The organism is Dokdonella sp. (genome assembly GCF_035703485.1).
GTDB lineage: Bacteria > Pseudomonadota > Gammaproteobacteria > Xanthomonadales > Rhodanobacteraceae > Dokdonella.
Window position 1 is genome coordinate 1 of record NZ_DASSYD010000052.1, and the last position, 11,394, is coordinate 11,394.

General features: G+C 60.7%; 11 protein-coding genes and 1 pseudogene. 5 read left to right on the plus strand and 7 right to left on the minus strand.

Annotated features, from left to right (window positions below):
- Window positions 1-518 (minus strand): class I tRNA ligase family protein (locus tag VFN25_RS04005; protein ID WP_325139070.1); only part of this gene is annotated, 518 nt, incomplete at its 3' end.
- A 216-nt stretch (window positions 519-734) separates the two neighbouring features.
- Here VFN25_RS04005 and VFN25_RS04010 point away from each other — a divergent pair.
- Window positions 735-2,051: an amidohydrolase family protein gene (locus VFN25_RS04010; RefSeq protein WP_325139072.1), complete on the plus strand. Its 1,317-nt coding sequence runs from the start codon at window positions 735-737 to the stop codon at window positions 2,049-2,051.
- 95 nt (window positions 2,052-2,146) lie between these two features.
- Complete coding sequence (locus VFN25_RS04015) at window positions 2,147-2,746, plus strand: phasin family protein (protein ID WP_325139074.1); 600 nt, start codon at window positions 2,147-2,149, stop codon at window positions 2,744-2,746.
- Between the two features lie 78 nt (window positions 2,747-2,824).
- On the opposite strand, the gene VFN25_RS04020 is transcribed toward VFN25_RS04015, so the two are convergent.
- Together VFN25_RS04020 and VFN25_RS04025 are read right to left on the minus strand one after the other, a co-directional pair.
- On the minus strand, window positions 2,825-3,037 hold the full coding sequence (locus tag VFN25_RS04020) for a helix-turn-helix transcriptional regulator (RefSeq protein ID WP_325139076.1): 213 nt from the start codon (window positions 3,035-3,037) through the stop codon (window positions 2,825-2,827).
- Window positions 3,034-3,654 (minus strand): hypothetical protein, encoded by a 621-nt coding sequence (locus VFN25_RS04025; protein WP_325139079.1) that lies wholly within the window; start codon window positions 3,652-3,654, stop codon window positions 3,034-3,036. The genes VFN25_RS04020 and VFN25_RS04025 overlap by 4 nt, the downstream gene beginning before the upstream one ends.
- Window positions 3,655-3,784: 130 nt before the next feature.
- On the opposite strand from VFN25_RS04025, the gene VFN25_RS04030 reads away from it, so the two are divergent.
- Complete coding sequence (locus tag VFN25_RS04030; protein ID WP_325139080.1) at window positions 3,785-4,657, plus strand: tetratricopeptide repeat protein; 873 nt, start codon at window positions 3,785-3,787, stop codon at window positions 4,655-4,657.
- A 35-nt stretch (window positions 4,658-4,692) separates the two neighbouring features.
- Window positions 4,693-5,124, plus strand: a complete 432-nt coding sequence (locus VFN25_RS04035; RefSeq protein ID WP_325139082.1) for a DUF4442 domain-containing protein — start codon at window positions 4,693-4,695, stop codon at window positions 5,122-5,124.
- A 118-nt stretch (window positions 5,125-5,242) separates the two neighbouring features.
- On the opposite strand, the gene gyrA is transcribed toward VFN25_RS04035, so the two are convergent.
- The 3 genes from gyrA to mtnA form a co-directional block, all read right to left on the minus strand.
- On the minus strand, window positions 5,243-7,885 hold the full coding sequence (gene gyrA, locus VFN25_RS04040; protein ID WP_325139084.1) for a DNA gyrase subunit A: 2,643 nt from the start codon (window positions 7,883-7,885) through the stop codon (window positions 5,243-5,245).
- Window positions 7,886-8,069: 184 nt separating this feature from the next.
- Window positions 8,070-8,453, minus strand: a complete 384-nt coding sequence (locus VFN25_RS04045; RefSeq protein ID WP_325139086.1) for a GtrA family protein — start codon at window positions 8,451-8,453, stop codon at window positions 8,070-8,072.
- 65 nt (window positions 8,454-8,518) lie between these two features.
- Window positions 8,519-9,535 (minus strand): S-methyl-5-thioribose-1-phosphate isomerase, encoded by a 1,017-nt coding sequence (mtnA, locus tag VFN25_RS04050; protein WP_325139088.1) that lies wholly within the window; start codon window positions 9,533-9,535, stop codon window positions 8,519-8,521.
- Between the two features lie 161 nt (window positions 9,536-9,696).
- Between mtnA and VFN25_RS04055 the strand changes: the two genes are divergently transcribed.
- A complete protein-coding gene (locus tag VFN25_RS04055) occupies window positions 9,697-11,100 on the plus strand; it encodes a hypothetical protein (protein ID WP_325139090.1) in 1,404 nt (467 codons plus the stop codon).
- Here the strand turns inward: VFN25_RS04055 and VFN25_RS04060 are convergent.
- Window positions 11,101-11,394: pseudogene (locus VFN25_RS04060) on the minus strand (hypothetical protein); the annotation flags it as partial.

An 11,394-nucleotide genomic window follows, 5' to 3' on the forward strand; every position in this document is an offset into this window, starting at 1 on the left:
ATGACCTGCTCATTGGCGAGTACGGTCTGGTCGACCGGATCCCAGTTGACGATCGAGTTCTTGCGATAGACCAGATCTTTCTGCATGAGCCGGGTGAACATGCGCTGCTCATGCACGTAATAATCGGGCTTGCAGGTGGCGAACTCACGAGACCAGTCGATCGCGTAGCCCATCGCCTGCAACTGCTCGCGCATATGCTCGATGTTGGCGTAGGTCCATTTCGCCGGTGCAGTCTTGCGTGCGATCGCCGCATTCTCGGCAGGCAAGCCGAAGGCATCCCAGCCCATCGGCTGCAATACGTTCTTGCCGAGCATGCGCTGATAGCGGCTGATTACATCGCTGATCGTGTAATTGCGCACATGGCCCATATGCAGGGCACCGGACGGATACGGCAGCATCGACAGGCAGAAGTATTTCGGCCGCGTAGAATCCTCGATCACCTCGAAGGCGCGTGTCGTGGTCCAGAAGTTCTGCGCAGCGGCTTCAATCGCCTGCGGATCGTAGTTTTTTTCGGTCATGTTCGGGATTCAGCCGGGATCCGGCAGCGTTTCAAAAAATGTTTGTCAGACTAGCGCAGCGGGCGCATTCGCGCCATCCACGGCACCGCACACCCGTGTCGAAAGTCCGGTTTACTGTGTTCGGCCTGCGCGCTATAACAAGGAGTTCTGGCACGTCGATTTCCACCTCTGGCGACCGCCGCTGCTCACCGATCCGCTCATACCAAGGGGAAACACATGACTTCTCGACTGATCTGCGCAGCCGCCTTCGGCCTGCTTGGGGCGAGCGCGATGGCTGCGCCGGTAGCCACCGGCCCCGTTGTTCTGCATTGCGCCAAGGTTTTCGATTCCAACAGCGGCAAGATGCGCGGCGAGACCACGATTCTGATCGAAAACGGTCGCATCAGCTCGATGCTGGATGGCCATGTGGTTCCAGAAAAACTGCAAGCGGACTACAACATCCCCGGCATGACCTGCATGCCCGGCATGATCGACAGCCACGCCCATCTGACGATGCAGTTCAGCAAATCGACTTATAGCGACAAGTTCCGCATGAACCCGACCGACGATGCGATTCGCAGCACGGTCTACGCGAGACGCACGTTGGCTGCCGGCTTCACCACCGTGCGCAATCTCGGCGATGACGGCAATACCTCGATCGCCCTGCGCGATGCGATCAATCAGGGCATCGTGCCGGGTCCGCGCATTTTTTCGGCCGGCGGGGCGATCGGTACAACCGGCGGCCACGCCGATCCGACCAATGGATTCCGCGCGGATCTTGAAGGTGATCCGGGCCCGAAAGACGGCATCATCAACTCTGCGGAAGATGCCTGGAAAGCTGTTCGCCAGCACTACAAGGATGGTGCCGACGTGATCAAGATCATGCCTTCGGGAGGCGTGCTCGATGAAAGCAGCAGCGCCGACAATGCGCAGATGACGATCGCGGAGATCAAGGCCGTGGTCGCTGCCGCGCACGACTATGGATTCACCGTCGCCGCCCACGCCCATGGTGCCGAAGCGATCCGCCGCTCGGTCATCGCCGGTGTCGATTCGATCGAACACGGCACCTACATGGACGATGCCGACATGAAGCTGATGAAGCAGCACGGCACCTGGTTTGTGCCAACGATCATTGCCGGCAAGTACGTTGAGGAAAAGGCCAAGGAAGGCTGGTTCCCGCCACAGGTTGCGCGCAAGGCCGAGGAAGTCGGCCCGTTGATCCAGGCCACGGCAGGCAAGGCCTACAAGGCGGGCGTGAAGATCGCTTTCGGCACCGATGCCGGTGTTTATCCGCACGGCCAGAACGCCAAGGAACTGGAATACATGGTCGAGGCCGGCATGCCGAATGTCTTCGTCCTGCAGACCGCGACCACGCATGCCGCCGAGCTGCTCAAACAGTCGAAGGATTTGGGTTCGCTCGAAGTCGGCAAATTCGCCGACATCATTGGCGTCAAGGGCGATCCGTTAAGCGATATCACTGTCATGCAGCACGTCATGTTTGTCATGAAGGGCGGGCAGGTCTTTACTGGCGGCGCTGCCCCGACCACCAACTGAACGGCAGCGAATGAGGATCCAGGCCGTCGAGCTGATTGACCTCATCTTGTGCGATGCTTGGCGGGTGTTCCTGAACCCGCTGACAGGAGACTGCCATGAGCATTGATTCCAAGACTCCCATGGCCTTGTACAAGGCCAATCTCGAACTCGTCATGCGTATCGGCGCGCTGCTGCAGGAGAACCGGCAGCGCTGGATGCAGGCCGGTGCAGCCGGCACCAGCGATGCCATTCAGCGCACGCTGGCGCAGACCGAACGCTTGCTGACCAGCAACGATTGGGCCTCTCTCTCGACCATGCCGGGTGAGGATTTCTGGAAATCACTGCAGAGTGGCGCCAGTCGACTGCAAGGCTCGTTCGAATCGTCAGTTCGCAGCCAGACCGAATTCGCCGAAGGGCTCAAACAGGCCTTTGCCGAGTGGCAGCAACAATCGATGGCGGTGCTCGGCGTCAATGCGATGCAGTTCCAGACATCAGCCGTGACGGACTTCCTCAAGGCCTCCGCCTCCGCGCCAACGCACAAAACTTCAGCGAAGCCGAATCCGGCGCCTGCGGCCAAGTCAAAAGCCAGGCCGGTGGCGAAGGCAAAGGCAAAAACTGCGACAAAATCGAAAGCCGGCGCCCCTTCAAAGGCCAAAGGCAAAGCCAGCGCAAAAGCCAGACCCGCCGCCAAGCCCGCGAAGCGCTCGCGTAAATAGCTGAAACCCCTGACCCTGGCCTTGTCCGCCAGGGCAGCTCGCGACGCCTTGGCATCGATCAATCGCCGACCAGCGTGGTCAGATTTCCCAGAAGAAGACCTCGCCAATCGGGCGCTCGAAGGCATGGGCAATGCGGAATGCCAACTCCAGTGAGGGCGCGTACTTGCCCGCCTCCAGGGCGATTACGGTCTGTCGGGTGATGCCGACTTTTTCGGCGAGTTCATTCTGGGTCAACTCACCCGCATCAAAGCGCAGTCGACGGATATGATTGCCGACCGGCGTACCGCTCATGTCGCAGCCCGGCGATATTGCCAGATGCAGGCGACACAGCTGATCAGGTTCGCCAACACCAGACCGAAGATCAATAGATGGGCGAGAGCGATCGGCGTGGCGAAACCGAGCCGGTCGGACGGTGACAATCCGAGGGTCAGCGCGAGTCCAATGACGAATACGCAGATCGCACCGTGTGACAACTGATCGCCCCGTATCTGCACCTCACGGTCACGCTCATCCTCCTGCACCCCGGCGCGCGCGCGCTGGCGCAGCAACGACGAAAAGATCAGCCAGCCGATGATCAGCATTGCAAAGGTGCGGCCTACCCCGCGTAGATCGGCAAGGTTCTGTGCGCGCAGGATGACATCAGCCTGAAATATGAAAAACGCCGCGATCGCAGCGGTAAACAGCAAAGCCACCCATTGCCTTACCTCGGCCGGTGATACGGCGGAATCCTTATCCTGCGGAATTTGTGTCGACAGCCAGAAGCCCAGCCAAGCGGTGAGAAGCAACCCACCGGTTCCGAGCACACTGGTTTCAATGCCGAGCCAACGGGTCGGCGTTACCAGGAGCAGCCAGAGCGTCAGCGACAAGGGCGCTATCAACCAGAACAATGAGGATCGCTTCAGCTTCATTGTGTAAGTTACTCCGAACATAATGTAACCTACAGATTACATTGTGTCTGGTCAATCTGTCAATCCGCTAACTTGATATCCTGCCCGCCATCCCGAGCTTGTACCGACTTTCCGAAATCAAGGAGCCAACGTGCCCGATTCTCCCGCCCCACCCGCGTTGAAAAGTATCGACATCACCACAGCGAACTTCGAAGCCGAGCTGCTGCAGCCTTCGATGACCCAGCCGGTGCTGGTGATCTTCTGGACGCCGCGCAGCGAGGCCAGCATCAGCCTTGGCAGCCTGCTGGAGAAAATCAGCAGCGAGTATCGGGGCAGCCTCAAGCTCACCCGAATCGATGTCGACGCCGAAGCGCAAGTCGCCGCGATGTTCGGCGTACGCAGTATTCCAACCGTGATCCTGATGCGTGAAGGCCAGCCTGCCGATGGCTTCGCTGGCGAGCTGCCCGAGGCGGAGATTCGCGAGTTGCTGGGTCGTCATGTGCCGGCACCACCCGCAGTCGAAGAGGAGGCCAATGCCGAGAAGCCGGCTGAAACGCCCGAACAGGCAATCGCCCGCCTGCAGCAGGAAATCGCCGCTTCGCCGGAGCGTGAAGAACTCAAGCTCGATCTCGCCGTCGCCTTCATGCAATCGGGCAATGCCAAGGCGGCTTCGGCCGAACTCGATACATTGCCAGCCAATCTCGAAACCGACGATCGCGCCAAGCGCGTTCGTGGACAACTCGAGTTCGCCGAACTGCTCAGGGAAGCGCCATCGGCGGCCGAGCTCGAAGCGCGGATTGCGAAGGATCCTGCCGATCTTGAAGCGCGCGATCTGCTTGGCGTGCGTCTGTTGGTCGATGGCCAGACTGAAGCCGGACTTGAGCAGTTTCTCGCCGTTCTCAAGGCCGATCGCAACTGGAACGACGGCCAGGCGAAGAAGCGTTTGATCGCCGCCTTCCTCGGTATCGATGATGCGGAACTGGTCGGCACCTACCGACGCCGCATGTCATCGCTGCTTTTCTAGGCAGACTTGTGAGCCGGCCCGGAAAACTGCGAAGGATGATGAATCTGTGGCCGCCGTTCGTGTTCAGCGGCATCCGCGTGCTCGAAATCGGCGCGGACTGGCGCAGGGCTCGTGTTGTCCTGCGCCGGCGCTGGTACAACAGGAACTACGTCAACTCGCATTTCGGCGGCAGTTTGTTTGCGATGACCGATGCGTTCTGGATGATTCTGGTGATGGAATGCCTCGGGCGTGACTATATCGTCTGGGACAAGGCTGCCGAGATCGAATTTGTCGCACCGGGACGAGAGGATGTCTTCGCCGAGTTCAAGGTCGAGGAATCCGCGCTCGAGGAAATTCGCGTCGCCACAGCGAATGGCGACAAGTTCCTGCGCTGGTTTCAGGTCGAGGTGAAAACCGCGTCGGGCGAGATCATCGCCCGCGTGCGCAAACAGCTCTACGTGCGGCGCAAGCGGCATAAAAGCGGTTAGCGGTTAGCGGTTAGCGGTTAGCGGTTAGCGGTTAGCGGTTAGCCGTGAGCGGTTAGCGGGAAAGGCAAATGCAATTCGCCGCAAACCCGCAGGAGCCCCCGTTTCGACGGGGGTGATCCTATTCCGCCGCGGGTGGCGTCTCTTCGCCCGAACTCCCGGCATCACCGTCAACCGGTTCGGTCGCTACGGTGCCATCGGTTTCGCCATCCACATCGTCCATCACTTCGTCATCGTCCTCGACCGCATCAAGACGAACCAGTCCGACCAGTTTTTCGTCATCGGGCAGGCGGATCAAGGTGACGCCCTGGGTGTTGCGGCCGACCTTGGCGACTTCAGCGGCGCGGGTGCGCACGAGGGTGCCCTGATTGGAAATCAGCATGAGCTCATGCTCTTCACCAATCTGCACGGCACCGACAAGACTGCCATTGCGCTCGGAACACTTGATGCCGATCACGCCCTGATTGCCACGTCCCTTGCGCGGATATTCGGCAAGCTCGGTTCGTTTGCCATAGCCACGCTCGGTGGCGGTGAGGATATCGTTGTCACCATCGCGCACGATCAGACTGACCACTTTCTCGCCCTTGGCCAGGCGGATTCCACGCACGCCACTCGCGGTTCGTCCGGTTGAGCGCACGGTGTTCTCGTCGAAACGCACGGTCTTGCCGTTCGAGGCAAACAACAGGATGTCGCTCTCGCCATCGGTGATCTGCACATCGACGAGTGCATCGTCATCGGCCAGACCAATCGCGATCTTGCCTTTTTGCAACTGGTAGGAATACTCAGTCAACGGCGTCTTCTTGACCGTACCGTTCTCGGTGGCAAAGAGAACAAAGCGATCCTCGGAATACTCGGAAACGGGCAGGACCGCCTGGACTGTCTCGCCCTCCTGCAATGGCAACAGGTTGACGATCGGCTTGCCGCGCGCGTGCGGGCCGGCTTCGGGCATCTGATAGACCTTGAGCCAGTAGACCCGACCGGTGCTGGTGAAGGTCAGCAAGGTGTCGTGGGTATTGGCGATCCACAGGCGCTCGACGAAATCCTCGTCCTTCAGTGCCGATGCCGAACGACCCTTGCCGCCGCGCTTCTGCGCGCGATATGTGCTGGCCGGCTGACGCTTGGCGTAACCGGTATGCGAAAGCGTGACGACGACATCCTCGGGCTCGATCAGATCGAGCATGTTGAGGTCATCCTGGTTGGCCTGGATGACGGTGCGTCGGGCGTCGCCGAAATTCTCCCTCAGCGTAACCAGTTCCTCGCGGATCACTTCGAGCAGGCGTGCCGGATTCTCAAGAATCTCGATCAGGCCGATGATGGTCGTCAGCAATTCCTTGTATTCGTCGGTCAGCTTCTCCTGCTCGAGCCCGGTCAGGCGGCTCAGGCGCATTTCAAGAATTTGCTGGGCCTGCGTTTCGGAGAGCTGATAGCCGTTCTCGCCAAGGCCGACACCGGGATCGAGCTTTTCCGGTTTCGACACATCGGCGCCGGAAGCCGACAACAAGGCGCGCACCAGACCCGGCTCCCAGCGCCGCGCGAGCATGCGCTGCTTGGCTTCGTCACCGGAGGCCGAGGTCTTGATCAACTCGATCATCTCGTCGATGTTGGCCAGGGCAACCGTCAGGCCTTCGAGGATATGCGCGCGATCACGCGCCTTGCGCAGATCAAAGATCGTGCGCCGGGTAACCACTTCGCGACGATGTCGGATAAAGGCGTCAAGAATCTCGCGCAGGCCAAGCGTACGCGGCTGGCCATTGACCAGGGCGACCATGTTGATGCCGAAGGTCACCTGCAACTGGGTCTGCTGATAGAGGTTGTTGAGCAGGACATCGCCCATCGCATCCTTGCGCACTTCGATAACCACGCGCATGCCGTCCTTGTCGGACTCGTCGCGCAGCTCGGAGATGCCCTCGATCTTCTTTTCCTTGACCAGTTCGGCGATCTTTTCGATCAATCGCGCCTTGTTCACCTGGAACGGCAATTCGTGGACGATGATCGTCTCGCGACCATTGGCTTCGACTTCGACATCGGCCTTGGCGCGTACGAGGATTCGGCCGCGACCGGTGCGATAGGCCTCGATGATGCCGGCCGAGCCATTGATGATGCCGGCAGTCGGGAAATCCGGACCCGGAACGATGCGCATCAGATCCTCGAATTCGAGCTCGGGCTCATCGATCAAGGCAATGCAGGCGCTCAGTACTTCGGTCAGATTGTGCGGCGGTACGTTGGTCGCCATGCCGACGGCGATACCCGCCGATCCGTTGATCAGCAGATTCGGAATGCGCGCAGGCAGGACGCTGGGCTCGGACTCCTTCTCGTCGTAGTTGGGCTTGAAATCGACGGTTTCCTTGTCGATGTCGGCGAGCAGTTCGGAGCTGAGCTTGGCCAGACGGCACTCGGTGTAGCGCATTGCCGCCGCGCTGTCGCCATCGACGGAGCCGAAGTTGCCCTGGCCATCGATGAGCATGTAGCGCATCGAGAAATCCTGGGCCATGCGCACCAGCGCATCGTAAATCGAGGAGTCGCCGTGCGGATGGTATTTACCCATCACGTCACCGATGACGCGGGCGCACTTCACATAGGGTCGATTCCAGACCGTGTTCGACTCCTGCATCGCATAGAGAATTCGCCGATGAACGGGTTTGAGACCGTCGCGCACGTCAGGCAGGGCGCGGCCGACAATGACGCTCATCGCGTAGTCGAGATAGCTCTGCCGGACTTCGTCTTCAATATTGACGCGGATGACTTCTTTGGCGAACTCAGCCATTGAGTATTATTTCCATGTAAATCAGAACGTTACGGTCCGAGCAACGGTCGGGACGCGGTGCCGGAATCAGCGCGGCGCAAACACGAAATCTTACCATGAAACGTCCCTTTCCGGTACGTATCGCCAGGCAATCTGCCTGGGTGCGCAAACCCTTGAGTGCAAAGCGGAATTCCGGCCTGGCCGGTCAGCTTTTGCGCTGTCGATAGATCCAGTATCGCGATGCCGAGAAATTGACCACGAAGCCGCCCAGCGAACCGACGGCAACACCGAGAGCAGGCAGGCGCTGAATCAGGTCAAAGTGAAAAACCAGGCTCGAATAGATCGCGAAGTTGACCGCGAAACCCCCGCACATGGCGAAGACATAGCGTGACCATTCACCGAAGCGCCCGTAATGGCGAACATGCTTGAACGTGTAGCGCCGATTGAACAACCAGGTTCCGCTGGCCGCGGCGAGAAATGAGATCAATCGAGACAGATATGGATTAGCGTCGAACGCGCTGACCAGCCACTGGACGATCCCCGCATCGATCAGGAAGCCGATGAAGCCACCGACACAGAACAGCGCCATTTGACGCGATGTCGACGCTGCGGCAACGGAATCAGGCGAGGAATGCGGCACCGACGTTGGCCGACTCAGGCAAACAGCATCTGCATGCGGGATGCGTCCGGCATCTCGATGACGCCGCGCTCGGTAACGATGGCATCGATCAGCGCTGCCGGCGTTACATCGAATACCGGATTCCAGGCGAGCGCGCCTTCGACGACGGTTCGCTGCCCCGAATGCGCCAGCAATTCGGCCGGATCACGCATTTCGATTTCGATGTCATTGCCACTGGCCGTGGCCATGTCGACCGTCGAAGCCGGTGCCACGACCATGAACTTGACGCCGTGATGGCGGGCGACGATAGCCAGCTGGTAGGTGCCGATCTTGTTGGCCACATCGCCATTTGCAGCTATCCGGTCAGCACCGACGATCACCCATTGCACTTGCCCCGATTTCATCAGGTGCGCGGCGGCGGAGTCTCCGACCAAAGTTGCCGGAATGCCGTCACGCATGAGCTCCCACATGGTCAGGCGTGCACCTTGCAGCCAGGGCCGGGTCTCGCCAGCGAACACGCGCACGATCTGGCCGCTGCTGCTGCCCGCACGAATCACGCCGAGGGCGGTTCCGAAACCTGCGGTCGCCAGCGAACCGGTATTGCAGTGGGTCATGACCCCGACTTTCTTTCCAAGCAGGGCCGCTCCGAGTTCGCCCATATGCCGGTTGGCGGCCAGATCTTCGTCCTGGATGGCTTGTGCCTCGCGCTCCAACGCCGACACATCGGCGCCCTCGGCAACCCGTCGCTGCATGCGATCAAGCGCCCACATCAGATTGACTGCGGTGGGTCGCGCCGCGCGCAACACCGGCATGGCCGCGGCCAGCGCAGCGCCGCCGCTCTGGCCGGCAAGGACGACGCCCCAAGCCGCCGAAATGCCGATCGCTGGTGCGCCGCGCACAACCAGGTCGCGGATCGCACGGGCAACCTCATCGGCGCTCATGCAATCGATATAGTCCTCGGCAAACGGCAGTTTGCGCTGATCGAGCAGGCGCAGGCGGTCACCGCGCCAGAGCACGGCGCGGATCGAATCATGGGAAATTTCAGCGTTCATCAATCAAGGATACCGGAGGCATTGACGGCTCGTCATGACTTCGCCGGGTCGGTTGTATCCCACGTCATTCATGTCGGCTTCGATACACTTCCTGATCGCCACGGCAGAGCGCCCGTTTTCGAGTCTGCGCTCATCCTCTCCGACCAATTGCCACCGTGTCCATGTCACGCTGCCTTCTACCCCTGTCGTTTCTGTCAGCCAGCTTGCTCGCCCTGTCGGCGCACGCATCGACGACCCCGGCGTTCGAAGTTGAGCCCGTCCTTGGCGCGACGAGTTTCGTGCAGCCTGCCCTTCTTTCGGGGCCAGGCTTTCAGGTCGATCCCCACGTCGAAATCCGCGGCTACATGGCACGCTTCACCATCGATACCCGGATCGGGCCGATCGAGGCGGAGAGCATCGAAATCCTCCACGATCGAATTGCCGAGATGCCCGCGCTCGAAGCGCTCGATCAGCTGACCCACAGCGATGCCTTTCTCGGCGCTGCCGCTGAATCGGCGACAAATACCGCCACCGGCATTGGCCAGGTGTTGTGGAACCCGATCAAGACCCTGGTCGGTTTTCCTGCTGGCGTCGCACGCTATTTCGGCAAGCGCCGGCGCAAGATCGGCAACCAGGCGCAATCCCTGTCCGACCGCACCGCGCGCGAACTTGGCAGCGATGGCAACCCCTATCCGCGCAGTGAAGGCCCGATGACCGAGGCGCGTGAAATCGATCGCGAGCAAGCCGACTACAAGCGCGCCGGCAACAAGCACCGCTGGTACGACCGTGCCGGTGCCGAGGGCGAGCGCGAGATCAAACGTCAGCTCAAGTACGGCAAGGTGCGGCGCGAACTGGCCGAACGACTCGGCATCGATCCGTACACCAGCAACCCGTACCTGCGCGAGCGCCTCGATCAACTCGCCTGGGCGGGTTCCGGCGGACACTACGCTGCGAGCATCGCGGTGGCTTCGATCGGCGGCATCGGCGGCATCGTGATCGCCAACGGCAGTCAGCTCAATGAGCTTGTCTGGAAACTCGACCCCGATCAATTGCGCGATCTCAACGCGCAACGACTATCGCGCTGGTGCAGTGACAATCTGCTGATGCGTCAGTTCCTGCGCCGTGGCACGTTCACGCCAACCCTGCAGTTGGCGATGCTCGATGCACTGGACCAGATCCGCCCCGAACACGGCTGCAATGCGGTGCTCGAGCTCGCCATGACGGCACAATCCGAACTCGAGGCACGTTACATCGTCAATGCCCTGGGTTTGATCGCCCATCGCCTCGGAGCGCGCGCGAATGGGGGCACCCTGTTGACGATTGGCGCCGGCCTTGCCTTCGACAGTGTCGATGGTGAGCGCACGCTGCCGCTGCCAGTTGACTACCTGACCTGGACCGACGAAGTCGCCGCGTTCATCGACAGCGACCGCTTCGACAGCGCAAACAAGACGATTCTGGTCAGCGGTACGGCAAGCCTGCGCAGCCAGCAGGAGCTGACTGCGCGGGGCTGGAATATCGTGGTCGATGCGAAGTCGACGACCTCCCGCCTGCGCACGCGCAGCACGGATACTGCCTCCCGGAATTGATCACTCGCGCCTCGAAACGCCCCGACGACGCGGCAAACTCGGCTTGAGGGCTGACTTCGCTGCCGCTTTCGCGGACGACTTGCGATCCGCTTTCCGCGCAATCCAGATCAGATGACGTGCACCCTTGTTGGCATGCGCACGCACCGGCACCTCATCCACCTCGAAGCCGGCTTGGCGCAAGCGCGCGGTAAATTTCCGATCCGCATGCGCCGACCAGATCGCGAGTACGCCGTTCGCACGCAAGGCTGCCATTGTCGCGGCCAATCCCGGCATCGCGTACAGCCAGTCATTGCC